At 66.4% G+C, this 26,196-nt stretch carries 23 protein-coding genes; 13 read left to right on the plus strand and 10 right to left on the minus strand.

Annotated features, from left to right (window positions below):
- Window positions 1–263 precede the first annotated feature (263 nt).
- The 3 genes from AC1Q64_RS11655 (at window position 264) to AC1Q64_RS11665 (ending at window position 5,066) form a co-directional block, all read left to right on the plus strand.
- Window positions 264–2,138 carry a DUF1800 domain-containing protein gene (locus AC1Q64_RS11655; RefSeq protein ID WP_492251436.1) on the plus strand — a complete coding sequence of 625 codons (1,875 nt, stop codon included), beginning with the start codon at window positions 264–266 and terminating at the stop codon, window positions 2,136–2,138.
- An 8-nt stretch (window positions 2,139–2,146) separates the two neighbouring features.
- The gene (locus AC1Q64_RS11660; RefSeq protein ID WP_492251437.1) at window positions 2,147–3,601 is read left to right on the plus strand and encodes a DUF1501 domain-containing protein; all 1,455 of its coding nucleotides are present in this window, start codon (window positions 2,147–2,149) and stop codon (window positions 3,599–3,601) included.
- An 88-nt stretch (window positions 3,602–3,689) separates the two neighbouring features.
- Window positions 3,690–5,066: an NAD(P)/FAD-dependent oxidoreductase gene (locus tag AC1Q64_RS11665; RefSeq protein WP_492251438.1), complete on the plus strand. Its 1,377-nt coding sequence runs from the start codon at window positions 3,690–3,692 to the stop codon at window positions 5,064–5,066.
- Window positions 5,067–5,143: 77 nt separating this feature from the next.
- Here the strand turns inward: AC1Q64_RS11665 and AC1Q64_RS11670 are convergent, their stop codons facing one another.
- Genes AC1Q64_RS11670 through AC1Q64_RS11685 form a run of 4 tightly spaced genes read right to left on the minus strand, consistent with a single transcriptional unit; the run spans window position 5,144 to window position 8,856 of the window.
- On the minus strand, window positions 5,144–5,836 hold the full coding sequence (locus AC1Q64_RS11670; RefSeq protein WP_492251439.1) for an ABC-type transport auxiliary lipoprotein family protein: 693 nt from the start codon (window positions 5,834–5,836) through the stop codon (window positions 5,144–5,146).
- Window positions 5,837–5,891: 55 nt separating this feature from the next.
- Window positions 5,892–6,860, minus strand: coding sequence for an MlaD family protein (locus AC1Q64_RS11675; protein WP_492251440.1), 969 nt, complete (start codon window positions 6,858–6,860; stop codon window positions 5,892–5,894).
- Complete coding sequence (locus tag AC1Q64_RS11680) at window positions 6,860–7,735, minus strand: ABC transporter ATP-binding protein (RefSeq protein WP_492251441.1); 876 nt, start codon at window positions 7,733–7,735, stop codon at window positions 6,860–6,862. Before AC1Q64_RS11680 ends, AC1Q64_RS11675 begins: the two co-directional genes overlap by 1 nt.
- Complete coding sequence (locus tag AC1Q64_RS11685; protein ID WP_492251442.1) at window positions 7,732–8,856, minus strand: MlaE family ABC transporter permease; 1,125 nt, start codon at window positions 8,854–8,856, stop codon at window positions 7,732–7,734. The genes AC1Q64_RS11680 and AC1Q64_RS11685 overlap by 4 nt, the downstream gene beginning before the upstream one ends.
- 287 nt (window positions 8,857–9,143) lie before the next feature.
- Between AC1Q64_RS11685 and AC1Q64_RS11690 the strand changes: the two genes are divergently transcribed.
- Both AC1Q64_RS11690 and AC1Q64_RS11695 read left to right on the plus strand, forming a co-directional pair.
- Window positions 9,144–10,835 carry a GMC family oxidoreductase gene (locus AC1Q64_RS11690; RefSeq protein ID WP_492251443.1) on the plus strand — a complete coding sequence of 564 codons (1,692 nt, stop codon included), beginning with the start codon at window positions 9,144–9,146 and terminating at the stop codon, window positions 10,833–10,835.
- 14 nt (window positions 10,836–10,849) lie between these two features.
- Window positions 10,850–11,200 (plus strand): antibiotic biosynthesis monooxygenase family protein, encoded by a 351-nt coding sequence (locus AC1Q64_RS11695; RefSeq protein WP_056057483.1) that lies wholly within the window; start codon window positions 10,850–10,852, stop codon window positions 11,198–11,200.
- 36 nt (window positions 11,201–11,236) lie between these two features.
- Here the strand turns inward: AC1Q64_RS11695 and AC1Q64_RS11700 are convergent, their stop codons facing one another.
- Both AC1Q64_RS11700 and AC1Q64_RS11705 read right to left on the minus strand, forming a co-directional pair.
- Complete coding sequence (locus tag AC1Q64_RS11700; protein ID WP_492251444.1) at window positions 11,237–11,566, minus strand: hypothetical protein; 330 nt, start codon at window positions 11,564–11,566, stop codon at window positions 11,237–11,239.
- A gap of 108 nt (window positions 11,567–11,674) precedes the next feature.
- Window positions 11,675–13,027 carry an ammonium transporter gene (locus AC1Q64_RS11705; protein WP_492251445.1) on the minus strand — a complete coding sequence of 451 codons (1,353 nt, stop codon included), beginning with the start codon at window positions 13,025–13,027 and terminating at the stop codon, window positions 11,675–11,677.
- A gap of 352 nt (window positions 13,028–13,379) precedes the next feature.
- Between AC1Q64_RS11705 and AC1Q64_RS11710 the strand changes: the two genes are divergently transcribed.
- The 5 genes from AC1Q64_RS11710 (at window position 13,380) to AC1Q64_RS11730 (ending at window position 17,800) form a co-directional block, all read left to right on the plus strand.
- Window positions 13,380–14,138 (plus strand): sulfite exporter TauE/SafE family protein, encoded by a 759-nt coding sequence (locus tag AC1Q64_RS11710; protein WP_015012153.1) that lies wholly within the window; start codon window positions 13,380–13,382, stop codon window positions 14,136–14,138.
- Window positions 14,139–14,399: 261 nt separating this feature from the next.
- Window positions 14,400–15,164, plus strand: a complete 765-nt coding sequence (locus AC1Q64_RS11715; protein ID WP_291438669.1) for an ABC transporter substrate-binding protein — start codon at window positions 14,400–14,402, stop codon at window positions 15,162–15,164.
- Window positions 15,165–15,291: 127 nt separating this feature from the next.
- Window positions 15,292–16,074, plus strand: coding sequence for an amino acid ABC transporter permease (locus tag AC1Q64_RS11720; protein ID WP_056057473.1), 783 nt, complete (start codon window positions 15,292–15,294; stop codon window positions 16,072–16,074).
- Window positions 16,071–16,823 (plus strand): amino acid ABC transporter ATP-binding protein, encoded by a 753-nt coding sequence (locus AC1Q64_RS11725; protein ID WP_056057470.1) that lies wholly within the window; start codon window positions 16,071–16,073, stop codon window positions 16,821–16,823. Before AC1Q64_RS11720 ends, AC1Q64_RS11725 begins: the two co-directional genes overlap by 4 nt.
- Window positions 16,824–16,912: 89 nt before the next feature.
- Window positions 16,913–17,800 carry a DMT family transporter gene (locus AC1Q64_RS11730; RefSeq protein ID WP_056057465.1) on the plus strand — a complete coding sequence of 296 codons (888 nt, stop codon included), beginning with the start codon at window positions 16,913–16,915 and terminating at the stop codon, window positions 17,798–17,800.
- Between the two features lie 85 nt (window positions 17,801–17,885).
- On the opposite strand, the gene mrdA is transcribed toward AC1Q64_RS11730, so the two are convergent.
- From mrdA to AC1Q64_RS11750, 4 genes are all read right to left on the minus strand, one after another.
- Complete coding sequence (mrdA, locus tag AC1Q64_RS11735) at window positions 17,886–19,826, minus strand: penicillin-binding protein 2 (RefSeq protein WP_056057463.1); 1,941 nt, start codon at window positions 19,824–19,826, stop codon at window positions 17,886–17,888.
- 181 nt (window positions 19,827–20,007) lie between these two features.
- Complete coding sequence (gene mreD / locus AC1Q64_RS11740) at window positions 20,008–20,526, minus strand: rod shape-determining protein MreD (RefSeq protein ID WP_056057460.1); 519 nt, start codon at window positions 20,524–20,526, stop codon at window positions 20,008–20,010.
- 43 nt (window positions 20,527–20,569) lie between these two features.
- The gene (gene mreC / locus AC1Q64_RS11745) at window positions 20,570–21,493 is read right to left on the minus strand and encodes a rod shape-determining protein MreC (protein WP_056742141.1); all 924 of its coding nucleotides are present in this window, start codon (window positions 21,491–21,493) and stop codon (window positions 20,570–20,572) included.
- A gap of 132 nt (window positions 21,494–21,625) precedes the next feature.
- Entirely contained in the window at window positions 21,626–22,669 is a 1,044-nt protein-coding gene (locus AC1Q64_RS11750) for a rod shape-determining protein (protein WP_008907364.1), read from the minus strand.
- Window positions 22,670–22,876: 207 nt separating this feature from the next.
- Between AC1Q64_RS11750 and gatC the strand changes: the two genes are divergently transcribed.
- Genes gatC through gatB form a run of 3 tightly spaced genes read left to right on the plus strand, consistent with a single transcriptional unit; the run spans window position 22,877 to window position 26,189 of the window.
- On the plus strand, window positions 22,877–23,176 hold the full coding sequence (gatC, locus tag AC1Q64_RS11755) for an Asp-tRNA(Asn)/Glu-tRNA(Gln) amidotransferase subunit GatC (RefSeq protein WP_008907365.1): 300 nt from the start codon (window positions 22,877–22,879) through the stop codon (window positions 23,174–23,176).
- 12 nt (window positions 23,177–23,188) lie between these two features.
- On the plus strand, window positions 23,189–24,682 hold the full coding sequence (gatA, locus tag AC1Q64_RS11760) for an Asp-tRNA(Asn)/Glu-tRNA(Gln) amidotransferase subunit GatA (RefSeq protein WP_492251446.1): 1,494 nt from the start codon (window positions 23,189–23,191) through the stop codon (window positions 24,680–24,682).
- A 1-nt stretch (window position 24,683) separates the two neighbouring features.
- Entirely contained in the window at window positions 24,684–26,189 is a 1,506-nt protein-coding gene (gatB, locus tag AC1Q64_RS11765) for an Asp-tRNA(Asn)/Glu-tRNA(Gln) amidotransferase subunit GatB (protein WP_492251447.1), read from the plus strand.
- Window positions 26,190–26,196 lie beyond the last annotated feature (7 nt).

Raw genomic sequence — 26,196 nt, forward strand, 5'->3', positions numbered from 1 at the left:
TCCAGGCAAGGCAGCCCGCGTCAGCACAGGACTACGGACGTGACGGACATCGCCGATGCAACGGCACCCGCCCTCTGGCGGATGCCCGACAAGAGCTCACCGGGGGTACAAAGTGTTGCAATCGCCCATCAGTCAGCGCATCGCCTGCGGGCCCCTTACCATGGCATGTTTCGCTTGGTAACACTTGTGTTTCCAGAAGGGCACAGCCTGTGATTTAGTCGTGGCTGTGCCTGCGCGACTGCGCACTTTTCACCACGACCAACATGACACATCCATACGAGGCGACTCTGACAACTGCGGTTGCAGAGGCACCAGAGGGCCTGCCCCTCCCCCCCGAACAAACCCACACCGCCAGCAGGGACCACGCGCCCTTGTTGACCGCGCTGTTTGCATCCACTGCCCTGGCCGCCTGCGGTGGTGGCGGTGGCGACGGCGCGCCGGGTACAGGAGCACCCAGTGCGCCGACGCCATCCACCCCCTCGCTGGGCAACTACGCCCATCCATCGGCCACGACGGACAACGAGGCCGCCCGCTTTCTGCTGCAGGCCCAGTTCTCGGCCTCGACCGCCGAGATCGCAGCCCTGCGCGCCACCACCTATGCCGACTGGCTGGACAGCCAGTTCAGCGCGGGTCTCAGCCAGGGCGGCTGGGACTGGCTGAACCAGCGCGGCTACGCAGACATCAGCAACGACACGGCCTACTACGACAACTCCTACCCCGCCGACTACATGATCTGGTACCAGCTCATGAAGTCGCCTGACGGGCTGCGCAAGCGTGTGGCGCTGGCGCTGTCCGAGATCTGCGTGGTCTCGCTCAGCGGCGTGGACATCACCTGGCGCTGCCATGCCATGGCCTGGTACTGGGACCAGCTGGTGAACAACGCCTTCGGCAACTACCGCTCCGTGCTGGAGAACATGACGCTGAACGCGGCCATGGGCTACTACCTCAACACCCGTGGCAACCAGAAGGAAAACCCCGCCACGGGCCGCCAGCCCGACGAAAACTATGCCCGCGAGGTCATGCAGCTGATGTCCATCGGGCTGGTCGAGCTGAACCTCGACGGAACCCCCAAGAAAGACGGCGCTGGCAAGCCCATCGACAGCTACACCATGAACGACGTGACCAATCTGGCACGGGTGTTCACGGGCTACGACTACGACCAAACGCAGAACGTGCCCACCACCGTACCAGGCACCACACGGGTGGTCTCCAACACCACCTTTGCGCGGCTGCCCATGGCGCTCAATGCATCGCGCCATTCCACGCTGGCGGCCACCTTCCTGGGCACCACCGTGCCCGCCAACACGCCGGGCGCTGCGGCGCTCAAGACCGCGCTGGACACCCTGTTCAATCACCCCAATGTGGGGCCCTTCATCGGCAAGCAGCTGATCCAGCGCCTGGTCACCAGCAACCCCTCGCCCGCCTACGTGGCCCGGGTGGCTGCCGCCTTCAATAACAACGGCGCAGGCGTGCGGGGTGACCTGCGCGCAGTGGTCAAGGCCATCTTGCTGGACGACGAGGCACGCTCGCCCGCCGGGCTGACCCAGCCTGGCTTTGGCAAGCTGCGCGAGCCCATGCTGCGCTTTGTGCAGTGGGGCCGCACCTTTGGCATCAACTCAGTGCAGGGCAGCTGGAAGATCGGCGACCTGAGCGACCCTGGCTCGCGCCTGGGCCAGAGCCCGCTGCGTTCGCCCTCGGTTTTCAACTTCTTCCGCCCAGGCTACGTTCCGCCGTCCACGGCGCTAGCGGCTGCGGGCGCCGTGGCACCCGAGTTCCAGTTGGTCAACGAGAGCAGCGTGGGGGGCTACCTCAACTACATGCAGGGCGTGATCCGCAACGGCATCTTTGTGAATGCCCCGGAGCTGCCCAACAACGGCAGCACCTCCAACAACGGATACGACATCAAGGCCAGCTACACCAACGAACTGGCCATCGTGGCGGATGCGGACGCGCTGGTCGCACGGATCAACCTGCTGATGTGCGCAGGCCAGCTGTCCACCGCTACCGTCAAGCTCATTGCGGACGCACTGAAGGCAACGCCCGTCACCGCCGCAAGCACCGACGCTGTCAAGCTCGACCGGGTGGCAGCAGCCGTCTTCCTGGTCATGGCTTCGGCCGAGTACCTCGTTCAAAAGTAAGCCCCGCCATGCACCTGCTTCAACCCGAACTCCACACCCGCCGCGCGTTCCTGCGCCGCTCCACCCAGCTGGGCCTTGCGGGCACAGCCCTGCCCTTCGCGCTCAACCTGGCTGCCATGGGCGAGGCTGCGGCCTTCAACGCCACCGACTACAAAGCGCTGGTCTGCGTGTTCCTGTACGGCGGCAACGACTATGCCAACACCGTGGTCACCTACGACGACGACAGCTACAACCGCTACAACACCATCCGGGGCGGTGGCTCAGGTCAGGCGGCAGGTGGCATCGCGCTGGCCAAGGCAACCCTCACCCCCACGCTGCTGGCACCCACCACGCCGCTGCCGGGCGGCCGCCAGTACGCGCTGCACCCGGCCATGACGGGGCTGGCGGGCCTGTTCAACAGCGGCAAGGCGGCCGTGCAGCTCAACGTGGGCCCGCTGGTGGTGCCACTGACCCGCGCGCAGTACAACAGTGCCGACCGCGCCACCTACCCCGTGCCGCCCAAGCTGTTCTCGCACAACGACCAGCAGTCGGTGTGGCAGTCATCCTCGCCCGAGGGCTCCACCGTGGGCTGGGGCGGCAACATCGGAGACTTGGCACTGTCCTCCAACGGCAATTCGCTGTTCACTTGCATCTCGGTCACGGGCAATGCGGTGTTCCTGTCGGGCGACTCGGCGCTGCAGTACCAGGTCAGCACCAACGGGGCCGTGGCCATCAACGGTGTGAAGAACCGGGTGTACGGTTCTTCAGCGGTGCAGAGTGCGCTCGCGTCGCTCATCCAGCAGCCACGCACGCAAACGCTGGAGAACGAATACAACCGCGTGACCACCCGCGCCGTGACAGCCGAAAGCCAGATCACCAACGGGATCGCGGGCGTGACGCTGGCTACCACCTTCCCCAACAACAACTCCCTGGCCAACCAGCTCAAGATGGTGGCGCGCCTCATTGGCGCGCGCACCAGCCTGGGCAGCAAACGCCAGGTGTTCCTGGTGTCGCTGGGGGGCTTTGACCTGCACGACAACCTCATCGCGCAACAGCCGGTACTGATGCAGCGCGTGAGCGAGGCCATGACCGCGTTCTACAACGCCACGGTGGAGTTGGGAGTGGCCGACAAAGTCACGGCGTTCACCGCGTCCGACTTTGGCCGCACGCTCAGCTCCAACGGCGATGGCTCGGACCACGGCTGGGGCAGCCATCACCTGGTGGTCGGCGGAGCCGTCAAAGGCAAGGCCTTCTACGGCAGCGCGCCGCCGGTCAGCATCACCAACACGGCCGCCCCCGAAGACCAGTGGCACGTGGGCCAGGGCCGCCTGCTGCCGTCCACCTCGGTGGACCAGTACGCCGCCACCCTGGCCAAGTGGTTTGGCGTGGCCGACAACGAAATGGCGGGAGTGCTGCCCAACATCACGCACTTTGGCGCAGCGGCAGGCCGGCCGGACTACCCAGTGGATCTGGGGTTCCTGTAACTCGATGGAGCCCCCGTGACCCGGGGGCCTGCAGGTCGCGAACACGGCAGGGGCCTGGGCCACCACCCGGCTCCCCAATAATGGCAGCATGACGACTCCCTCTGCTTCCCCGCTTCGCCCCCGCGTGGTCATCATCGGTTGCGGGTTCGGCGGCCTTGAAGCCGCCCGGGCTCTCAAAAGCGCGGCGGTGGATGTGACCCTGGTGGACAAGACCAACCACCACCTCTTCCAGCCCCTGCTCTACCAGGTGGCCACGGCCGGGCTGTCAGCCCCGGCCATTGCGGCGCCCATCCGGCACCTGTTCCGGCAGCAGCGCAACGTGACCACCTTGCTGGGCGAGGTCATCCGCATCGACGTGGGCCAGCACTCCGTGCATCTGGCAGACGGCGCCACGCTGCCGTATGACCACCTCATCGTGGCCGCCGGCGCCACGCACAGCTACTTTGGCCGCGACGAGTGGGCGGCCTATGCGCCCGGGCTCAAGACGCTGGACGACGCGTTCGAGATCCGCCGCCGCGTTCTGCTGGCGTTCGAGGCGGCCGAGAAGGAGCCCGACCCCGTACGCCGCGCAGACTGGCTCAACTTTGTGGTCGTGGGCGCAGGCCCCACGGGCGTGGAGATGGCCGGCACGCTGGCAGAGATTGCGCGCCACACGCTGCCTGGCGAGTTCCGCCACATCGACCCCGCGAGCGCGAAGATCATCCTGCTCGAAGGCGGTGCACGCGTGCTGCAGGCCATGCCTGAGGCCCTGAGCCAGCGCGCCAAGGAACAACTGGAAAAGCTGGGCGTGGACGTTCGCCTGGGCGCCCGCGTCACCGCCATCGACAGCGATGGCTTGAAGGTCGAATCGCCTGCAATCGCTAGTACATCAAGCGCAAGCAGCTATCAAATAAATAGCAAATGCATTGTATGGGCAGCGGGTGTAGCTGCGTCACCCCTGGGCCGCCACCTGGCGGATGCCACCGGTGCCAGCACCGACCGCGCGGGCCGCGTGGTGGTGGAGCCCGACCTGACGCTGCCGGGCCACCCCGAGATCAGCGTGATCGGCGACCTGGCGGCAGCCAAGAGCCACGTGGCAGGCCATGAGCCCACGCCCGTGCCCGGCGTGTCGCCGGGCGCCAAGCAGATGGGCCGCGCCACGGCGGCCAACATCCTGCGCCGCCTGGCGGGCCAGCCCACCCAGCCGTTTCGCTACCGCGACTACGGCAACCTGGCCACCATCGGCCGCAACTCCGCCGTGGTGGACCTCACATCGCCCGCCGGGCCAGTGCGGTTCTCAGGCTACTTTGCGTGGTTGTTCTGGCTGTTTGCGCACGTGTACTTCCTGATCGGCTTTCGCAACCGGCTGGTGGTGCTGCTGGACTGGGCCTGGGCGTACTGGAGCTTTGCACGCTATGCGCGGGTGGTGACGGGCATTGAACGCCATGAGACCGCGCCCCCGTCCCCGATACCGCCGGGCACCTGACGGCCACGCGCGCTGCGTGGCGCAGCGGCCAAAGCCAGTGCCTTGCCTGCAGGCTCTCGCCACAAAGACCTGTTGCGTTACTGCCCCACCTGCTCCACCCACGCTGCCAGCTCACTGGCCAGCTGGCCCGACGCCGCTGCCAGAGCGGCCACGCCGCCCGCCGCATCGGCCGACTTGGCGGGCTGCTGCACGATGAACACGCGCTGGCCGCGCAGCGATTCGCCCGCCGGGGTCAGCTCGACCACCGTGGCGCGCAGGCGCACCACCCCGGCGCTGTCGCTGGGACTGGTGAACAGGTGGCTGAACTCCTCCAGCTCGGTGCGCAGCACCAGGGGCAACTTGTTGCCCTGGGCGGGCTCGCGGGCCTGGGCGGCGCCGTCGTCGGCCTTGAGCACGGCGCGGCGCTGGCCCAGTTGCTCGCGCAGGCGCTGCTGCAGCAGCTGTGCAGGCGGCTGGCTCCAGCGGGCCTGGCTGTAGGGGCGCAGCTGCTGGGCGTCGGCATAGGCCAGGCGGTACAGCACGGCGTTCCCCCCCTCGGGCAGGCCGGGGGCATCCATATCGGCCATCGCCAGCGGAGGCAGGGGCGCACGGCGGTCGGTAGGCACGGTGGCCAGCGGGCCGGGGCCAAAGTCATACAGCACGGGGCGGGCCGGAGGCGCTGGCAGGGCTGAGCAGCCCGTGAGCAGCAGCACCGCCGCCAAACCACAGCCCCACAGCACGGTAGCGCTAGATGAATATGGCTTGGTTGCTATATTTTTAATAGTATTCATGTTCACTCCTCACAGAGGGCCTGCGCCAACAATGCAGCGCGGGAGGGGGTCCAGCTCACGGGGCGCTGCCAAAACCTGGCTCGCCCGGCCCGGGCGGGATGCGGCCCGAGCCGTAGATGAACAGCTGCGGGTTGTCGCTGATGCCCCCGGCCGCGCGGCCCATCTGGCGGGCAGCGCGGGCCGTGTCGTCGGCGGCGCGGTTCACCCGGGGCAGGGTGGCGGTGCTGAACTGGTCGGCGGCGCGCGCCAGGGACTGGGTGCCAGCGGTGATCTGGTCGATGGCGCCGCCCTCGGCGTTGAGCCGCTGGTTGGTCTTGCCTAGGTCCACCGCCAGGGCCGACACACTGGCGCCCGCCTGCTGCAATGACTGCAGGGTCTGGCGCGCATCGCTGGCCAGGGGCGGCAGCGCGGCCAGGGCCGGGTCCAGGCGCTGGGCCACGGTGGCATCGAGCCGCTGGGTCAGGGTGTTGACGCTGCCGGCGGCCTGGCCGATGCTGGACAGCGCCTCGGTGAGCTTTTGTTGGTTGTTGTCGCCCAGCAGCTGGTTGATGCGGCGCGTGGCCTCTTCGACCTGGCCGAGGATGGCGGGCGCCTGTTCGGCCAGCTTGCCAAAGGGCGAGGGCTTGAGCGGCAGGCGCGGCAGGCCGCTGGGGCCGGGGGGCAGCTCGGGGTAGGGCTTCTCGGCATCGTCCAGTTGCACGTGTGCCAGGCCGGTGACGCCCTGGTAGCCCAGCACCGCAAAGGTGGTGGGGCTGATGGGCGCCTGTTCGTTGACCGCAATACGGATCAGCACGTTGCCGCTCACCTGGGGGTCGAACCCGATGCGCGTGACCTTGCCCACGGCCACGCCCTTGTAGCGCACGGTGGCCTGGGGCTGCAGGCCACTCACGCCGTCGCGGGTGGAGAGTTCGTACTGCTCGTAGTTGGCGTTGTCGCGCGTGAGCCAGATGGCCAGGCCTGCCAGCATGGCGGCCACCACCAGCACAAAGATGCCTGCGGCGAGGGCGTGGGATTTGTTTTCCATCAGGGATGTTCCTTGTCAGGCGCAGGCACGGCGGCGGTCTGCACCGGGGCCTGCTGCACGGGCGGCACGGGGGCCATGGCGCGTTGGCCACGTTCGCCCATGAAGAAGTGCTCGATGAACGGATGCGAAAAGTGCGCCACCTCGTGCGGCGGACCAGTGACGATGACCTTCTTGTCCGCCAGCACCGCCACGCGGGTGCTGAGCGCGAACAGCGTATCCAGATCATGCGTGACCATGATGACCGTGAGCCCCAGCGCCGCGCGCAGCTCTCGCAGCAGCGCGCAGAAGTCGTCAGAGCTGCTCGGGTCCAGGCCCGCCGTGGGCTCGTCCAGCAGCAGCAGCGGTGGGTCCATGATGAGCGCGCGGGCCAGCGCCACGCGCTTAACCATGCCCCCCGACAGGTCGGCCGGCATGCGCGTGGCGTGTTCGGGCTGCAGGCCCACCATCTGCAGCTTGACCAGCGCGGCATCGCGCACCAGGTCGTCGGGCAAGGTGCCCTGCTCGCGCAGCGCAAAGGCCACGTTGTCGAGCACGTTGAAGGCCGAGAACAGCGCACCGTGCTGGAACAGCATGCCCACCCGGCTGGCTGCCCCCTCGCGCCCCATCTCGGACGCGGGCCGGCCCAGCACGGTGACCTGCCCGCGCGTGGGCCGGGCCAGGCCCAGGATCTGGCGCAGCAACACCGTCTTGCCCGTGCCCGACCCGCCCACCAGCGACAGCATCTCGCCGCGCTGCACGGTGAAGTTCAGGTCCTGGTGCACGGTGAAGGTTTCGTCGCCCTTGCCAAACTGCGTCCAGAGGCCTTGCACATCCACGATGGGCGGCTCACCGGGCGCGACGGCGATGTGTTCGGGCTTGGCGATGCGCTCAGTCATATGCCGATGTTCTTGAACGCTATGGCAAACAGCGCGTCCACGATGATCACCATGGTGATGGACGACACCACCGACGCCGTCGTGCCTTCGCCCAGGCTCTGGGTGTTGGGCTTGACGCGCAGGCCCCAGTGGCAGCCGATCAGCGCAATGAACGCGCCAAACACCACCGACTTGGCCATGGCCAGGCCCAGGTTGCCGATCTTTACCGCTGCGGGCAGTGCCTGCACAAAGTACGACGGCGAGATGTCCATGGAGATGTCGGCCGCCAGCATGCCGCCCGCCAACGCCGCCAGCGTGGTCCACACGCTGATGAGCGGCATCGCCAGCGCCAGCGCCAAGGTGCGCGGCATCACCAGCCGGAACCCGTGCGGGATGCCCATCACGCGCATGGCGTCCAGCTCCTCGGTCACGCGCATCACACCGATCTGTGCGGTGATGGACGAGCCGGAGCGGCCCGCCACCAGGATGGCCGCCAGCATGGGCCCCAGCTCGCGGATCAGCGAGATGCCCAGGATGTTGACGATGAACGACTCGGCACCAAACTGCCGCAGCTGCAGGCTCATCAGGTAGGCCAGCACCACACCGATGAGGAACCCCACCAGCGCCGTGATGGGCAGCGCCGTGGCGCCCATGCGGTACAGATGGCCGGACACATCACGCCATGGCCCCTTGCGCGGTGCGCGTGCCAGGCGCCCCAGGTCCAGCACCAGCTGGCCCACCATCTCCAGCAAGTGGCGGGCGTGGTCCACACCGTGCAGCACCAGCACGCCCAGGTGATCGACCTGTTCGCCCAGGCGCCAAGGCTCAGGCGGCGGTGCAACACAGGTGAACTGCGCCACCCGTTCCAGCATGGTGCGCTGGCTGTCGGTGCAGGCCAACTGCACGGGCCAGGCGTGCTGCCAGTGGTTCCACAGCAGCTGCGCGCCCACATGGTCCAGCCACTGCAGCTCCCGCAGGTCCCAGCCCAGCGTGGGGGCGGGGGGTGCGCCGCGCAGTTGGTCCGACACGGCCTCCCATTGCGCCGCGTTGCCCAGCTCGGCCGCACCCCAGCGCCCACGCAGCTGCGCACACGGCCCTTGGGGCGTATCGGCGCGGACGATGTGGGGAGCGTGGTCGGTCATGGGTCTGGCCGCCAGGGCAGCCGCAGGGGTGGGGTCGTCAAGAAGCAGCAAGGAAGAGCGTGCATGGTAGCGGAGCGAATCCTGCGCGCCCTGTCGGACATCAGCCTGTCAAGCACAGACAGGCCGCGATGGCGTGTAATTATTATCAAATCGGCGTCAAGCGCAATCAATACAAGCACCAGCAGCTACTAAAAGTGTAGCAATAGGCACACACCCTATCGACAGGGCCTGCCCCATCCGCACAATGGCCCACCGTTACCACCCTTGATCTGCACCGCCCCTCCTCCATGAGCGACACAACGTTTGACACCATCATCATCGGCGGGGGCACAGCCGGTGCCCTGCTCGCCAACCGCCTGAGCGCTGACGGCCGCCACCGCGTGCTGCTGATCGAGGCGGGCCGCAAGGACGACTACCACTGGATCCACATCCCCGTGGGCTACCTGTACTGCATCGGCAACCCGCGCACCGACTGGCTCTACAACACCGAGCCCGACGCCGGCCTGAACGGCCGCACGCTGCGCTACCCACGCGGCAAGACGCTGGGTGGCTGCAGCAGCATCAACGGCATGATCTACATGCGCGGCCAGGCGCGCGACTATGATCAGTGGGCTGAGCTGACGGGCGACGCCAGCTGGCGCTGGGACAACGCCCTGCCCTACTTCCGCCGTCACGAGGACCACTGGCGCCTGGACCAGCCTGGCAGCGTGAACGAAAATTTCAAACGCCTGCACGGCAACAAGTCCACCGGCAGCACCGGCGAGTGGCGGGTGGAAAAGCAACGCCTGCGCTGGGACGTGCTCGACGCCTTTGCCCACGCCGCGCAGCAGGCCGGCATCCCCGCCACCGACGACTTCAACAGCGGCAGCAACGAAGGCGTGGGCTACTTCGAGGTCAACCAGAAAAGCGGTTGGCGCTGGAACACCGCCAAGGCCTTTTTACGCCCCACCTGCTATGGCCGGCCCAACTTCGAGATGTGGACCAGCGCGCAGGCGTCCAAGCTCATCCTCGAAACCCAGCCCGACGGCACCCAGCGCTGCACCGGCGTGGTGGTGTGGGATGGCCACGAGATGGTCACGGCCCGCGCGGCGGGCGAGGTGATCCTGAGCGCAGGCGCCGTCAACTCGCCCCAGCTGCTGCAGCTGTCGGGTATTGGCCCGGCTGCGCTGCTGCGCCAGCACGGCGTGGATGTGAAGGTGGACCTGCCCGGGGTAGGCGCCAATCTGCAGGACCACCTGCAGATCCGCGCAGTGTTCAAGGTGCAAGGGGTGCAGACGCTCAACACCATGGCCAACTCGCTGGTCGGCAAAGCCAAGATCGGGCTCGAATACGCGCTCAAGCGCAGCGGGCCCATGAGCATGGCGCCTTCGCAGCTCGGTGCGTTCACCCGCAGCAGCCCCGACCAGCTCTATCCCAACATCGAATACCACGTGCAGCCGCTGTCGCTCGATGCGTTTGGCGAGCCGCTGCACGGCTTTCCGGCCTTCACCGCCAGCGTGTGCAACCTCAACCCCACCAGCCGGGGCACGGTGAACATCAAGAGCGCCGATTTCAAGGCCGCGCCTGCCATCGCGCCCAACTACCTCTCCACCCCCGAAGACCGCCAGGTGGCCGCCGACAGCCTGCGCGTCACGCGCCGCATCGTGGCCCAGCCCGCGCTGGCCAAGTACCAGCCGCAGGAGTGGAAGCCCGGCGTGCAGTTTGAAAGCGACGAAGACCTGGCGCGCCTGGCGGGCGACATCGCCACCACCATCTTCCACCCCGTGGGCACCACCAAGATGGGCCGCGACGGCGACCCCATGGCCGTGCTGGATGCGCAACTGCGGGTGCGCGACGGACGCGGCGGCGTGGTGGCCGGCCTGCGCGTGGTGGATGCGGGCGCCATGCCCACCATCACCAGCGGCAACACCAACTCGCCCACGCTGATGATGGCGGAGAAGGCGGCGGAGTGGATCATCCAGGCAAGGCGGGCGGCGTGAGTACCATCGCGCCGATGTACTCCTCCACTTTCATCTTTGCCACCAAACAGTTCGACGACGCCTTTCACCGCCTGGACGAGGCGATTGCCACCGCCGCCCGTTCCATCGACGGCTACCTGGGCGAGGAGTCCTGGACGGATACGGGCAACGGCCTGGTGTCCAACGTGTATTACTGGCAGTCGCTGGAAGCCTTGCAAACGCTGATGCAACACCCCGCGCACCTGAAGGCCAAGGCCGCGCAGGCGCAGTGGCTCAATGGCTACCAGGTGGTGATTGCGCAGGTGCTGCGCACCTACGGCGACAACCAGCTGACCGGGCTGCTGCCCACGGCCGGGCTGTTCACGCAAGGCACTGCGCCCCACTGATCTTTGCAAGCCCCGGCGCCCAGGTCGCTGCAGCGTTCAGCGGATGCCGCCCACATAGCGCGGCACCTCGGGGGCGGGCTCAGGCGTCGGTGCGGGGCGCGAGCGCACAGCCTGCGCCGCCACATCCAGCAGCGGACGGCGCGGCGCTGCAAGGGGAGTGGCGTGCAGGGCGTGCTCCAGGCGGTCGGCCCACTCGGCCAGATCGGGCGCGTTGTCGTCCACAGCGCGCTGGCGCGCAAACCGCACGATCTCTAGCGCATATTCCACATTGGCCGCCATCCATTCGGTGTCGGTCACACGACCCGTTTTGCGCCGCAACAACACATGCAGGTGAGCGGCAATTGCCAGCTTGTCGGAATCGGACATGGTCGGCTCCTTAATGCATTGGGGTCATCCATCGGACTGCACCTGCTTGCCCGCGTTGCGCAACGATGCAGGAGCGGGGAAGGCCTGCCGGGTCTCTCGAGGGCCCATTCAGGCGCCCAGGCGCTCGCGGTGCTGGGCAATGTCCAGCCCCGTCTGTTCGCTCTGTTCGTCCACCCGCAGGCCCATCGCAAAGTTGATGACCCACAGCAGTGCGGCCGTCACCACCAGGCTGTAGGCCGCCACGGCGCCCACGCCGATGGCCTGGGTCAGCAGGCTACCCGCCACCCCGCCCACGGTCTTGCTGGCCAGCACACCGGTGAGCAGTGACCCCACGATGCCGCCAACGCCATGCACGCCAAATACGTCGAGCGAGTCATCCACCCGCAGCAGCCGCTTGAGCCCCGTCGCGCCCCAGTAGCAGGCCAGCCCGGCCACCAAGCCAATCACCACCGCCGAGCGCAGCGTGACAAAACCAGCGGCGGGTGTAATGGCCACCAGCCCCGCCACCAGGCCGGAGCACAACCCCAGCAGCGACGGGCGCCCGCGCACCACCCACTCGCCCAGCATCCACGACAGCGCCCCGGCCGCAGCGGCCAGGTGCGTCACTGCCATGGCCAGCCCGGCACGCCCATCGGCCGCGACAGCAGAGCCTGCGTTGAAGCCAAACCAGCCCACCCACAGCATGCCCGCACCCGCCATGGTGAGCCCCAGGTTGTAGGGCTCAAACGGCTCGCGCCCATACCCCGCGCGGCGGCCCAGAAACCAGGCGCACACCAACCCCGCCACGCCCGCGTTCACGTGCACCACCGAGCCGCCCGCAAAATCCAGCGCGCCCATCTGCGCCAGCCAGCCGCCCGGCTCCCACACCCAGTGCGCCACCGGCGCATAGACCACGAGCGTCCACAGGCTGATGAAGACGAGCATGGCCGAAAACCGCATGCGCTCCACGAACGCGCCCACCAGCAGCGCGGCTGTGATGATGGCGAACGTGAGCTGGAACATCGCGTACACAGACTCTGGGATCAGCGGCGCAATGTGGCTCACGGACAGCTTGCCCGCCTCCAGCTGGAAGGCGAGCCCGGCAAAGCCAGCACGGTCCCAGCCGCCAAGCCAGGCGCTGCCCGGTGTGAACGCCAGTGAATACCCCAACGCAAACCACAACAGGCTGACCAGCGCTGCAATCGCGACCACGCTGGCCATGGTGTTGAGCACGTTCTTCCTGCGCACCATGCCTGCGTAAAACAGCGCAATGCCTGGCAGCGTCATCAGCAGCACCAGGGCGGTGGAGGTCATCATCCAGCCGGTATGGGCGGCATTCACCGTGTCCTGCGCCACCAGGGTGGGGCGTGTGAGGGCCGCCGCTACTGCGGGAGCCTCTGGCACGCTCTGGGCCAGTGCACAAGTGCGCAGCCCCAGACACAACGACACGACCGCAAACACCCGGTGGTTGACTGCACGCATGCACGCTCCCTTTCGCAATTTGTTACAAGCGCATTGCACGAGCCATGCCAGCCAGGTGCCACCGAATCGGAACACCGGGCGCCCCCGCAACTCGTCCGGCGCCCAACAACGGGGGGCGGGAAACCCCCAATGCACCAGCAGGGTGCAGCCGTTACAGTTGCGGCACTCGAAAGCGCGCTTCGGTGTGCCAAGCGAGGGGCCCGAGGAGACAACCTTTCTACCAACAACCACATTCCAAACACCCAATGAGGTGTGCACCCTTTCAGGCGCTGGCGATCCCAGCGCCTTTTTCTTGCCCGTTCGATCCTGAACAGTCCTGAATCGATAGCAGGCCCGGTGCGACAATCCTGCGATGGAATGGATTTTGATGACCCTGGCCTCGCTGCTCGCGGGCTTTGTGGATGCGATCGTGGGAGGCGGTGGACTGGTGATGGTGCCCGCGCTGTTTGCAGCTTTTCCGGGCGCGCCCCCAGCCACCCTGCTGGGTACCAACAAGGCGGCCTCGGTGTGGGGCACCGCCATGGCCACCTGGCAGTACAGCCGCAAGGTGCAGATCCGCTGGTCCGCCATGCTGCCTGCTGCGGCTGCTGGTTTTGCGGGCTCGTTCGTGGGCGCCTGGGCCGTCACCGTGGTGTCGGCCGACTTCCTGCGCAAGCTGCTGCCCCTGGTGCTGCTGGGCGTGTTGCTCTACACCCTGGCCAAGAAGGAACTGGGGCGGCACCACACCCCCCGGTTTGCGGGCCGGGCCGAGGTGATCGCCGCCTGCCTGATCGGCGTACTCATCGGCTTTTACGACGGGTTCTTTGGCCCCGGCACGGGCAGCTTCTTCGTCTTCTTGTTCGTGCGGCTGCTGGGCTATGACTTTCTGAATGCGTCGGCGTCGGCCAAGCTGCTCAACTGCGCCACCAACATTGCCGCGATTGCGCTGTTTGCCGCCAAGGGCCATGTGTGGTGGCACTTTGCGGTGACGCTGGCCGTGGCCAACGTGCTGGGCAGCCTGCTGGGCACCCACATGGCACTCAAGCATGGCACCGGCTTTGTGCGGGGCATCTTCATCGTGGTGGTGAGCACCCTGATCCTGAAGACGGGGTACGACGCTTTTCTGCGGTAGGCCTGCACGTCCCCCACCAGATGTCGGTTGCCAGGGTGGCACCCAACTTGCAACGCCCTGCAAGGCCTACCACCAGGGCGCTCCGAGGTCATCGGGGTTGCCCTGCATGGCCCGAATGTGAACGCGCGTCCTATAATTTCCGCACGTTTCCGTTTGATGACGAGGCCCATCGCCAATGGCGATGTCCGCATCCACCCGCTCCGGCCTGCCTACCCGCAGGCCGGATTTTTTGTACCTGAACCACCCCCACAGGAACCTGTCATGCAATTTTTCAAGTCTGCCGTTGTCACCGCCGTGGCGCTGTGCGCTGCCCTCGCCGTCCAGGCCCGCACGCTGGACGAAGTCAAGAAGGACGGCAAGATCATCGTGGCCACCGAGGGCCAGTTTGCCCCCTTCAACTACTTCGAAGGCACCAAGCTCACGGGTTTCGAGGTGGAAGTGGCGGAGCTGGTGGTCAAGAAGATGGGCCTGAAGCTCGAATGGAAAACGCTCGGCTTTGACGCCCTGCTGACCGGCCTGGGCCAGAGCCGCTGGGACGCCGTGATCGCCTCGCACGGTGTGACCGACGAGCGCTCCAAGGCCGTGACCTTTGCCAACCCCCACTACTGCTCGGGCGGCATCATCGTGGCCATGGACGACAAGATCCGCAACGCCAAGGACCTGACCGGCAAGGTCGTGGCCGTGCAAACCGGCACCAGCTACCTGGAGCAGGTCAAGAAGGTCAGCGGCGTGAAGGAAGTGAAGAACTTCCCGCAAGACACCGACGCCCAGCGTGCCCTGATCTCCAAGCGCGTGGACGCCTGGGTCAGCGACAAGTTCGTGGCCAAGGAAGCCGCTGCCAAGAACGCCAAAGCCGGCTTCAAGCTGGGCGACATGCTGTTCATCGAGCGCATCGCCCCCGCCATGGCCAAGGGCAACACCGGCCTGGCCGATGCCTGGAACAAGGCGTTCACCGAAGTGCTGGCCGATGGCAGCTACGCCGCCGTCTCCAAGAAGTATTTCAACGAAGACGTGCGCTGCAACTGATGTGATGGCACATGGGGTGCGCAGAGGGCTCGGGCCAGCTGCGCACCCTTTGCCGTTTCTGGTGGCGGGCGCATGATCGCCCTGCCCCAGTCCGATTTCCAACCAAGACCTTCTGGTCGTCTGATCCATGCTTCTCGCTCTTTGGCCACAAAGCTGGTCCCGACAGCAGCGCAGCAATGCCACGCTGGTCGCTGCACTGGTGGTGATGGTGCTGGCCCTCTCGTTGCTGGGCCAATTGCTGTCGTTCTTCCCTGACCCCATCGGCCCCAATGCCCAGGCGTTTTCTGAAGGTGCGCGCACCACGCTGTGGCTCACGCTGGTCAGCGGTGCCGTGGGCCTGGTGCTGGGCACAGCTGCGGCGCTGGCCCGCACCGCCCGCTGGACGCCCGTGCGCTGGATTGCTGGCGTGTACATCTGGGCGATTCGCGGCACACCGCTCTTGGTGCAGATCCTGTTTGTGTACTTTGCGCTGCCGGTGCTGGTGCCAGGGCTGAACCTGCCCGACTTTGCCGCCGCCGTCGTGGCGTTGGGACTCAATGTGGGCGCCTACAACGCCGAAGCCCTGCGCGCGGGCCTGCTGGCCGTGCCACGCGGGCAGACCGAGGCCGCCCGGGCGCTGGGCCTGGGCCGCATGCATGTGTTCATGGACGTGGTGTTTCCGCAGGCGTTCAAGATCTCGTTGCCGCCGCTGGTGAGCAACTTTGTGGCGCTGCTCAAGGACTCTTCGCTGGCCTACGCCATCGGCGTGGTGGAGCTGACCAACGTGGGCAACCGCATCCAGTCGGCCACGTTCCAGCCCATCGCCACGCTGACCACGGTGGCCATCACCTACCTGCTGCTGACCACACTGGTCACACAGATCTCCAACGCCGTCGAGTACCGCTTTGACGTGGAGGGCCGCAACCAATGAACTCCAACGTTCCACCCAAGCCCTACATCGTGGCCGAGCGCGTGTGCAAGTCGTTTGGCGCGCACCAGGTGCTCAAGGACGTGTCCACCGTGTTCCACACCGGCGAGGTGACGGTGATCATTGGCGCCTCGGGCTCGGGCAAGAGCACGCTGCTGCGCGCCATCAATCGCCTGGAGCCCCACGACAGCGGGCGCATCACCATCGATGGCGTGGAGGTGTGCGACGACCTCACCACCCTGCAGCGCCAGCGCTGCGAGGTGGGCATGGTGTTCCAGCAGTTCAACCTGTTCGGCCACATGAGCGTGCTGGACAACGTGACGCTGGCGCCCCGCCGCATTCGCCGCACCCCGCGCACCCAGGCCAACGACGAGGCCATGCAGCTGCTGCGCCGCGTGGGCATGCAGGACCATGCGCACAAGTACCCCTGGCAGCTGTCGGGCGGGCAGCAGCAGCGGGTGGCCATTGCCCGCGCACTGGCCATGCAACCCAAGGTGATGCTGTTCGACGAGCCCACCTCGGCGCTGGACCCCGAGATGGTCAAGGAAGTGCTGGACGTGATGCGCGGCCTGGCCCGTGGCGGCATGACCATGATCGTGGTCACCCACGAAATGGGCTTTGCGCGCGAGGTGGCAGACCGGGTCATGTTCTTCGACCAGGGTCGCATCGCGCACGATGCGCCGCCGCAGGAGTTCTTCAGCAACCCGGCCAACGACCGCATCCGCGCGTTCCTGGGCCAGGTCAGCCACTGAGCCCCGTCCGCACCGGACTGCACTGCAACGCAGAGGCCGCCGGGCAACCGGCGGCCCTTTTTTCTTTTTTGGTATTTAGGAATTTGTCGATGCGTACTGAACGCTGGGGCCTGATGGCCCTGCTGGCTGTGACCGTGGTGTGGGGCACCACCTTCCCGGCGATGAAACTGCTCTCGGCGCACCTCGACGCACTGCAGATCATCTGGCTGCGGTTTGTGATCGCACTGCTGGTGCTGGCGCCGCTGTGGCGCGGCATGCTGCGCCACGAGCGGCGCTGGGGCTGCGCGCTGGGGTTGCTGCTGTTCCTGGCGTTCTGGCTGCAGATCGAGGGCCTTGCACGCACCAGCAGCAACCGCAATGCCTTTGTCACCGGGCTCAACGTGCTGGTGGTGCCGCTGATCGCCATGGCAGCGCTGGGGCGGCGCTACGGCTGGCGCCTGTGGGGCGCCTGCGTGATGGCGCTGGCAGGCATGGCGCTGATGTTCCACGAGAACGAGCCCTGGAACCTGGGCGATACGCTGACGCTGGCCAGCACCGTGTTCTATGCGCTGTACATCCTGGCGCTGGAGGAATGCGCGCGCCGCACGGCCGCACAGCCCCTGCGTGCCACCCGCATGGCCGCCGCGCAGGCCACAGTGATGGCACTGGCCTCCACTGCGCTGTTGCTGGTGCAAAGCGGCAACATGGAGTGGCTGCACTCTGCCGCCCAGCTGCCGGTGGACGCCTTGCTGGCCTTGCTGTACCTGGGCCTGCTGGCCAGCGTGGTGGTGGTGACGCTGCAGGCCTGGGGCCAGCAGCGCGTGGACGCCATGCGCAGCGCCATCGTGTTCGGGCTGGAGCCGGTGTTTGCCGCACTCACGGCGTGGATGTTGCTGGGCGAGCAGCTGGGCTGGGCCGGGCTGAGCGGGGCGGCGCTGATTGTGGCGGCGCTGGTGTTCAGCCAGCTTCAGCCGTCACCGCGCGCTGCCGGTGCCTAGCAGGCGCTTTTGAAGCAAAAACAGCTTGTAGCGCTAGTCGATACTGCGTCAATAGCTATCAATTTAATAGCAATCCAGCGCCAGATCAAGGAGCGACCAACGGCACCTCGCTGGCCTTGCGGGGCTTGCCCATGGGCGCACTGGCCAGGCCCTTTTGCACGGCGGCGATGTCTTCTTCGCTGGGGTACTCGCCCAGCAGCCAGTAGTCAAACACGCGCCGCGCAATCGGGGCGGCGTGGGCAGCACCAAAGCCTGCGTTCTCCACAATGGCGGCCAGGGCGATGGTGGGGTTCTCGGCCGGGGCAAAGGCCGCAAACAGCGAGTGATCGCGCTGGTGCTCCTCCAGCGCCTTGGCGTTGTACTTCACGTTCTGGCCCATGGTCACGGCCTGGGCGGTGCCCGTCTTGCCGGCTGAGGTGTAGGGCGCGCCCATGAACACCCGCGTGCCCGTGCCGCCCTTGTTCACCGCCACCAGGGCATTGCGCACCAGCTCCACGTTTTTGGCCTGGTAGCCCAGGTTGATGCCAGGGGGCTGCACGATCTCGGTGATGGCGCCGGTGACCGCATTCTTCACCGCCTTGGCCATGTGGGGGCGATAGCGGATGCCCCCGTTGGCCAGCGTGGCCTCGGCCAGTGCCAGCTGCAGCATCGTGAAATTGTTGTAGCCCTGCCCAATGCCCAGCGACACCGTTTCGCCCGGGAACCAGCGTTTCATGTCGGCGCGTTTGTAGGTGTTGCGCTTCCACTCGGTGCTGGGCAGCGTGCCCCGCACTTCGCCGTTGAGGTCGATGCCCGTGGACTGGCCGAAACCCAGCGGCTTCATGAAGTCGTGGATGGCATCCACACCCATGTCCACGGCCAGCGAATAAAAGTAGGTGTTGCTGGAGAACTGGATGGCACGGTGCATGTCCACGCCCCCCAGCCCGCCCTCGTGGCTGCGGAAGGTGTGGCCGCCGAAGGTGTAGAAGCCGGGGTCGTTCACCACCAGGCTGGGCGAGCGCTTGTTCAGCTGCAACGCCGCCAACGCCATGAAGGGCTTGTAGGTGGAGCCGGGCGGGTAGGTGCCGCGCAGGGCGCGGTTGAGCAGCGGCTTGTCGATGGACTCATTGAGCGCGGCCCAGTTTTCGGCGTCAATGCCTTCGACAAACAGATTGGGGTCGAAGGTGGGCTTGCTCACCAGCGCCAGGATCTCGCCATTGCGCGGGTCGATCGCCACCAGCGCTCCGCGGCGGCTGCCATACAGCTCTTCGATGAGTTTTTGCAGCTTGATGTCGATGGACAGCATCACGCTGTCGCCGGGGGTGGCGGCGTGGCTGGAGAGCTTGCGCACGGCACGGCCACCCGCCGAGGTTTCCATCTGCTCCACACCGGTCGCGCCATGCAGGGCCGACTCGAAACTGTGCTCGATGCCGAGCTTGCCGATGTACTCCGTGCCCCGGTAGTTGGCCTCGTCCTCCGAGTCCTGGATGCGGGCCTTCTCGGTCTGGTTGATGCGCCCGATGTAGCCAATCGCATGGCTGGCCACGTCGCCCAGCGGGTAGTTGCGAAACAGCCGCGCCTTGATGTCCACACCCGGAAAGCGGTAGCGCTGGGCGGTGAAACGCGCCACCTCCTGATCCGTCAGGCGGGTGCGGATGGGCAGGGATTCGAAGTTGCGCGACTCTTCCATGAGCCGCTTGAAGCGGCGGCGGTCACGCGCCTGGATGTCCACCACCTTGGCCAGGGCATCGATGGTCTCGTCCAGCACGCCGGCACGCGAGGGCGTGATCTCCAGCGTGTAGGCCGAATAGTTGGTGGCCAGCACCACGCCGTTGCGGTCCAGGATGAGCCCCCGGTTGGGCACGATGGGCACCACGGCCGTGCGGTTGCTCTCCGCCTGGGCTGCCAGGTCCTCATGGCGCACCACCTGCAGGTACACCAGGCGCGCCGCGACCAGGCAGAACGCCGCCATCACCACCAGGCCCACCACCAAGGCGCGCACCCGGAACCGCGAGGCGTCGGCTTCGCTGCTGCGCACCTCGGTCATGGCCTCACCCCTGAAAACACGGCCCAGAAGCTGGCTGCCTGTGTGACTGGCGCGGCCCAGGCCAGGGGACGCCGAGCAAGGGTCGCCCCGCCGCGAGCGCGTCGCCGCCCTTCCCGCAGTGCGCAGCGCTGCGAGAGAGGGGTGAGGCAGCGCTGCCGCTCTGGGGGTTGTTGCCTCATGTTCACAACGGCCGGTTCTGGTCTTTGTCGGGCGGGCGGCGCTGGGGCGCCAGCAGCACCCAGCTGGCCAGCGGCCACAGCAGCGCTTCCAGGAACGGGGCCAGAAAGCTCCAGAACCCCGGGAAAATTCCGCCCGCCGCCATGCGCAGCAGCAGCTCGATGGCATGGGCAACGGCAAACAGCGGAAACACCTGCAGCGCTTGCGACGGCACACTGAACCACAGCAAACGGCGGTGGATGGCGATAGCTCCGAACGACAGCACGGTGTAGGACAGCGCATGCTGGCCCAGCAGCGCAGACTGGCTCACGTCCATGCACAGGCCCAGCACGAAGGCCGCCCCCATGCCAATGCGCAGCGGCTGGTGCACGCCCCAGAACACCAGCAACACCATCAGCAGATCAGGCATCCACACCACGCGGCCCAGCGGCAGCATGTTGATGGCCAGACCCGCAGCCAGACTGGCCCAGATGAACACCGGGTTCACCGGCATCAGCAGGGGCTCACCCCGCGGCATGATCATCGCGAGCCTCCTTGTGTCGGGGTCATCGGGGCAAGGCGGCGGCTCATTTGCGGCCCCCGCGTTTGTTCGCGGGCGCGGCGGGGGCCGCATCCGGGCGGGGCAATTCGTTGTCGGCCAGGGGCTTGAGCACCACCACATGGCGCGCACCCTGCACCTGCGCCAAAGGCACGCAGTAGATGCGCGCAAACGCGGAGTCGGCACGACGCTCCACCTTCACCACGCGCGCCACGGGCAGGCCCGGCGCATACAGGCCGTCCACGCCGCTGGTGGTCAGCAGGTCGTCTTCGCGGATGTCCGCGTTGGCGGGCATGAAGCGCAGCTCCATGCCACCACCATGGCCCGCCACCGGATCGCCATAGGCCACGCCACGCACGCCGGTGCGGATGTTCAGCACCGGAATCGCCTGGTCACGGTCCACCAGCAGCGTGACTTCGCTGACCAGCGGAAACACGCGGGTGACCTGGCCCAGCACACCGGCCTCGTCCATCACCGGAGCGCCCAGCTCCACGCCGCCCAGCTGCCCCCGGTCCAGCACCACGCGGCGCGTGTAGGGGTCTGCGGTGTCATAGATGACTTCGGCCGCCTGTGCAGGGGTCTGGAGCCGGTCGCGCAGCTCCAGCAGTTTGCGCAGCCGCTGGTTTTCCATGGCCAGCTGGTCGGCCTGGTTGGCGCGCTGGCCCATCACGGTCATCTTCTTGCGGGCGGCATCCAGGTCTTCTTGCGCGGTTTGCAGCGACTGGAAATAGCTGCGCCCGTGGCTGGCGAACTCCACCGGCTGCAGCATGAGCCACTGCACCGGGTACAGCACCGTGGCCACGGCCTGACGGAAGGGGCCGGTAATCTGAAAGCGTGCGTCGGCCACCATGAGGAACAGCGCCAGCGCACTGAACACGGCCAAACGCGACAGGGCCGAAGGGCCCTGTTTGAAGAAAGGGGGAGCGCTGCGCTCCAGAGTACCCAAGGGCATGGTGCGCAGCGGTCAGGATCTGCCGCGGGGAGCGGGCTCCACGGGCGGGTGCTCAGAAACAAGCATTGGAGCAGGTGCAGTCATGCAATTCAGAGCGCAAAAAAAGTGCCTGCAGCATACAGGCCTGCCGACTTACTCGCTCGTGAAAATGCTGCCCAGGCGGTCCATGCGCTCCAGGGCGATGCCGCAGCCGCGCACCACGCAGGTCAGCGGGTCTTCGGCCACCAGCACGGGCAGGCCGGTTTCCTCGGCCAGCAGGCGGTCCAGGTCGCGCAGCAGAGCGCCGCCGCCGGTCAGCATCATGCCCCGGTCGGCAATGTCGGCGCCCAGCTCGGGAGGGGTTTGTTCCAGCGCGTTCTTCACGGCCGAGACGATCTGGTTGAGCGGGTCGGTCAGGGCTTCCAGCACTTCGTTGGACGAAATGGTGAAGCTGCGTGGCACGCCCTCGCTGAGGTTGCGGCCCTTGACTTCCATCTCGCGCACTTCGGAGCCCGGGAAGGCCGAGCCGATGTTCTTCTTGATGGCTTCGGCCGTGGGCTCGCCAATCAACATGCCGTAGTTGCGGCGGATGTAGCTGATGATGGCTTCGTCGAACTTGTCGCCACCGACGCGCACACTGCCCTTGTAGACCATGCCGCCCAGCGAGATCACGCCGACTTCGGTGGTGCCGCCGCCGATGTCCACGACCATGGAGCCGCTGGCTTCCGACACCGGCAGGCCCGCGCCAATACCGGCGGCCATGGGCTCTTCGATCAGGTAGACCGCCGTGGCGCCTGCGGCCTCGGCCGCGTCCTTGATGGCGCGGCGCTCGACTTGCGTCGAGCCGCAGGGCACGCAGATGATGATGCGCGGGCTGGGGGTGAACAGCGTGCGCGGGTGCACCATCTTGATGAACTGCTTGATCATCTGCTCGGTGATCACGAAGTCGGCGATCACGCCGTCCTTCATCGGGCGGATGGCTTCGATGTTGCCGGGCACCTTGCCCAGCATGGCCTTGGCCTCGTGGCCTACGGCCTGGATTACTTTCTTGCCATGGGGCCCGCCTTCGTGGCGGATGGCGACAACGGAGGGCTCGTCGAGCACGATGCCTTTGTCGCGGGCGAAGATGAGGGTGTTGGCTGTGCCAAGGTCAATGGCCAGGTCGGTGGAGAAATACCGACGGAAAGCTCCGAACATTCAAAAATCCTCTCGGGCACGGCATGCGCGTCGGCCTGCCATCGCCAGGTATTCAGGGGGGTGTTTATGGGCTTTTTTCACGCAATTGACTCCCATTCCAGGAGCTTTGCGGCAAAGCCGGGATAATACCCCATCCCCTGTGAATAACTCCCTCCGGCGCAGCCCGGATCACAGCTTTACTTCTGGTTTCTCTAGATTCTCCTCCCTATGGCACTGACCCCCCAGGACATCGGCCGCATTGCCAACTTGGCGCGGCTTGAGCTGACGCCCTCCGAAAGTGAGCGCATGCTCACGCAGCTCAATGGCTTCTTTGACATCGTGGAACAGATGCGGGCTGTGGATACCTCGGGCGTCACGCCCCTGGCCCACCCCGTCGCAGCTATCCAGGACGTGGCCCTGCGGCTGCGCGAGGACGTGGCCAGCGAGCCCAACCAGCGTGAAGCCAACCAGCAAAGCGCCCCCGCCGTCGAACGAGGCCTGTTCCTCGTGCCCAAAGTGATCGAGTAAGAGCCCCGCCGCATGACTTCCACCGCATTGCATGACCTGGGCGTGGCCCAGCTGGCCACCGAGCTGCGCGAGCGCCGCGTCTCGGCCGTCGAGGCCGCCCAGCATTTCCTCGCCCGCGCGCAGGCCCACCAGAACCTGGGCGCCTACGTGGCCGTGAACCCGGACATCACCCTGGCCCAGGCCCGCGCCCAGGACGCCGCCATTGCCGCAGGCACCGCCGGCCCGCTGGCGGGCGTGCCAATTGCGCACAAGGACATCTTTGTCACCAAAGGTTTCCCCAGCACCGCAGGCTCGAAGATGCTCGCGGGCTACCAGTCGCCCTTTGATGCCACCGTGGTCACCAAGCTGGCCGACGCTGGCGCCGTGACGCTGGGCAAGCTCAACTGCGACGAGTTCGCCATGGGCTCGGCCAACGAGAACTCCGCCGTCGCCCCCGTGGGCTTTGACGCCCCCGCCCCGGTGCGCAACCCCTGGGCCACAGACCGCATCCCGGGCGGCTCGTCCGGCGGCAGCGCCGTGGCCGTGGCCGCGCGCCTGGCCCCGGCCGTCACCGGCACCGACACCGGCGGCTCCATCCGCCAGCCCGCGTCGTTCTGCGGCATCACCGGCATCAAGCCCACCTATGGCCGCGCCAGCCGTTACGGGATGATCGCGTTCGCTTCCAGCCTCGACCAGGCCGGCCCCATGGCCCGCTCGGCCGAAGACTGCGCACTGTTGCTGTCCGCCATGTGCGGCCCGGACCCGGACCGCGACTCCACCAGCCTTGACGTGCCCGCAGAGAACTTCAGCGCCAAGCTCAACGACAGCATCGATGGCCTGCGCATCGGCATCCCCGCCGAGTTTTTTGGCGAAGGCCTGGCGCCCGATGTGCGCGCCGCCGTAGATGGTGCCCTGAAGGAATACGAAAAGCTCGGCGCCAAGCTCGTGCCCATCAGCCTGCCGCGCACGCAGCTGTCCATTCCGGTCTACTACATCATTGCTCCGGCCGAGGCGTCGTCCAACCTCTCCCGCTTTGACGGCGTGAAGTTCGGCCACCGCGCCAAGGACTACACCGACCTGGTGGACATGTACAAGAAGACCCGAGCCGAAGGTTTTGGCGACGAAGTCAAGCGCCGCATCATGATCGGCGCCTACGTGCTGTCACACGGCTACTACGACGCCTACTACCTGCAGGCGCAGAAGATCCGCCGCATGATCGCCGACGACTTCCAGAACGCGTTCAAGGATTGCGACGTGATCGCAGGCCCCGTGGCCCCCACCGTGGCCTGGAAGCTGGGCGACCATGGCAACGACCCTCTGGCCGACTACCTGGCCGACATCTTCACCCTGCCCGGCTCGCTGGCAGGCCTGCCCGGCATGAGCGTGCCCGCCGGCTTTGGCGAAGGCGGCATGCCCGTGGGCCTGCAGCTGATCGGCAACTACTTCCAGGAAGCCCGCCTCCTGAACGCTGCGCACCGCCTGCAGCAAGCCACCGATTTCCACCTCCGCCAACCCGGAGGTCTGTGACATGACGACCAGCAAATTGATCCACGGTTATGAAGTCGTTATCGGCTTCGAAACCCACACCCAGCTCGCCACGCAGAGCAAAATTTTCAGCCGCGCGCCCACCGCCTTTGGTGCCGAGCCCAACACCCAAGCCTGCGCGGTGGACCTGGCCCTGCCCGGCACCCTGCCCGTGATGAACCGCGAGGCTGTGGCTTGCGCTATCAAATTGGGACTGGCCCTGGGCTCCCACATTGCGCCAGTGAGCATTTTTGCGCGCAAGAATTACTTCTACCCCGACCTGCCCAAGGGCTACCAGATCAGCCAGTTCGAGATCCCGGTGGTGCAGGGCGGCGAGGTGGAATTCTTTCTGGGTGACGAGAAGAAGACCGTGCGCCTGGTGCGCGCCCACCTCGAAGAAGACGCGGGCAAGTCCTTGCACGAAGACTTCATTGGTCAGAGCGGCATCGACCTGAACCGCGCGGGCACACCACTCCTGGAGATCGTGACAGAGCCCGACATGCGCTCGTCCGAAGAGGCCGTGGCCTATGCCAAGGAACTGCACAAGATCGTGACCTGGATCGGCATCTGCGACGGCAACATGCAGGAAGGCAGCTTCCGCTGCGACGCCAACGTATCGGTGCGCAGGCCCGGCCAGCCGCTGGGCACGCGCCGCGAGATCAAGAACCTGAACTCGTTCAAGTTCATGCAGCAGGCCATCGACTACGAAATCCGCTGGCAGATCGAGCAGATCGAAGACGGCCACGCGATCCAGCAGGCCACCGTGTTGTTCGACCCAGACACGGGCGAAACGCGCGCGATGCGGACCAAGGAAGATGCAGCGGACTACCGCTACTTTCCGGACCCCGATCTGCCTCCTCTGCACATTTCAGAGCAGTGGGTGCAGGATGAACGTGCGCAAATGGCCGAATTGCCTCGCACCATGGCCACCCGTTTTGTGGCGGACTATGGCCTGCCCGAGTACGACGCCACCACACTCACGCAGAGCAAGGCCATGGCGGCATACTTTGAAGCGGCGGCCAAGGTATGCGGGCAAGCCAAGCTGGCTTCCAACTGGGTGATGGGTGAGCTGTCACGTCGCCTAAATTTGGAAGAAATTGGCATCGAACAAGCAAAGGTGAGCAGCACTCAATTGGGTTCGCTGATCCAGCGTATCAACGATGGCACCATTAGCAACAACGCAGCTAAGCAGGTATTTGAAACGCTATGGGATGCCGGTCTGATTGCAGGGCAGCCGATCTCTGACGGATACGTTGATCGCGCCATAGAAGATCTCAAAAAGATCGATGAGATCATCGAATCGAAGGGCCTCAAGCAGATGAACGACTCCGGAGCGCTGGAGAAGATCATCGACGAGGTGATTGCCGCCAACGCCGACAATGTGGCGCAGTTCCGCGCAGGCAAGGACAAGGCGTTCAATGCGCTGGTGGGCCAGATCATGAAGGCCAGCAAAGGCAAAGCCAATCCGACGCAGGTCAACGAGCTGTTGCGCGCCAAGCTGGCGGGCTGACGCACGC

This window comes from Acidovorax sp. GW835-FHT14G06, from assembly GCF_058793595.1.

Excerpts from the sequence above, each read along its gene's own strand:
- gatB (WP_492251447.1), top strand. The coding sequence starts at position 24,684 with ATGACGACCAGCAAATTGATCCACGGTTATGAAGTCGTTATCGGCTTC.
- mrdA (WP_056057463.1), bottom strand. The coding sequence starts at position 19,826 with ATGACCGAGGTGCGCAGCAGCGAAGCCGACGCCTCGCGGTTCCGGGTG.
- AC1Q64_RS11700 (WP_492251444.1), bottom strand. The coding sequence starts at position 11,566 with ATGTCCGATTCCGACAAGCTGGCAATTGCCGCTCACCTGCATGTGTTG.
- AC1Q64_RS11730 (WP_056057465.1), top strand. The coding sequence starts at position 16,913 with ATGCGTACTGAACGCTGGGGCCTGATGGCCCTGCTGGCTGTGACCGTG.
- AC1Q64_RS11710 (WP_015012153.1), top strand. The coding sequence starts at position 13,380 with ATGGAATGGATTTTGATGACCCTGGCCTCGCTGCTCGCGGGCTTTGTG.
- AC1Q64_RS11670 (WP_492251439.1), bottom strand. The coding sequence starts at position 5,836 with ATGAATACTATTAAAAATATAGCAACCAAGCCATATTCATCTAGCGCT.
- AC1Q64_RS11725 (WP_056057470.1), top strand. The coding sequence starts at position 16,071 with ATGAACTCCAACGTTCCACCCAAGCCCTACATCGTGGCCGAGCGCGTG.
- AC1Q64_RS11715 (WP_291438669.1), top strand. The coding sequence starts at position 14,400 with ATGCAATTTTTCAAGTCTGCCGTTGTCACCGCCGTGGCGCTGTGCGCT.
- gatA (WP_492251446.1), top strand. The coding sequence starts at position 23,189 with ATGACTTCCACCGCATTGCATGACCTGGGCGTGGCCCAGCTGGCCACC.
- AC1Q64_RS11685 (WP_492251442.1), bottom strand. The coding sequence starts at position 8,856 with ATGACCGACCACGCTCCCCACATCGTCCGCGCCGATACGCCCCAAGGG.
- AC1Q64_RS11655 (WP_492251436.1), top strand. The coding sequence starts at position 264 with ATGACACATCCATACGAGGCGACTCTGACAACTGCGGTTGCAGAGGCA.
- AC1Q64_RS11720 (WP_056057473.1), top strand. The coding sequence starts at position 15,292 with ATGCTTCTCGCTCTTTGGCCACAAAGCTGGTCCCGACAGCAGCGCAGC.
- AC1Q64_RS11665 (WP_492251438.1), top strand. The coding sequence starts at position 3,690 with ATGACGACTCCCTCTGCTTCCCCGCTTCGCCCCCGCGTGGTCATCATC.
- AC1Q64_RS11705 (WP_492251445.1), bottom strand. The coding sequence starts at position 13,027 with ATGCGTGCAGTCAACCACCGGGTGTTTGCGGTCGTGTCGTTGTGTCTG.
- AC1Q64_RS11660 (WP_492251437.1), top strand. The coding sequence starts at position 2,147 with ATGCACCTGCTTCAACCCGAACTCCACACCCGCCGCGCGTTCCTGCGC.
- mreC (WP_056742141.1), bottom strand. The coding sequence starts at position 21,493 with ATGCCCTTGGGTACTCTGGAGCGCAGCGCTCCCCCTTTCTTCAAACAG.
- AC1Q64_RS11695 (WP_056057483.1), top strand. The coding sequence starts at position 10,850 with ATGTACTCCTCCACTTTCATCTTTGCCACCAAACAGTTCGACGACGCC.
- AC1Q64_RS11750 (WP_008907364.1), bottom strand. The coding sequence starts at position 22,669 with ATGTTCGGAGCTTTCCGTCGGTATTTCTCCACCGACCTGGCCATTGAC.
- AC1Q64_RS11690 (WP_492251443.1), top strand. The coding sequence starts at position 9,144 with ATGAGCGACACAACGTTTGACACCATCATCATCGGCGGGGGCACAGCC.
- mreD (WP_056057460.1), bottom strand. The coding sequence starts at position 20,526 with ATGATCATGCCGCGGGGTGAGCCCCTGCTGATGCCGGTGAACCCGGTG.
- AC1Q64_RS11680 (WP_492251441.1), bottom strand. The coding sequence starts at position 7,735 with ATGACTGAGCGCATCGCCAAGCCCGAACACATCGCCGTCGCGCCCGGT.
- AC1Q64_RS11675 (WP_492251440.1), bottom strand. The coding sequence starts at position 6,860 with ATGGAAAACAAATCCCACGCCCTCGCCGCAGGCATCTTTGTGCTGGTG.
- gatC (WP_008907365.1), top strand. The coding sequence starts at position 22,877 with ATGGCACTGACCCCCCAGGACATCGGCCGCATTGCCAACTTGGCGCGG.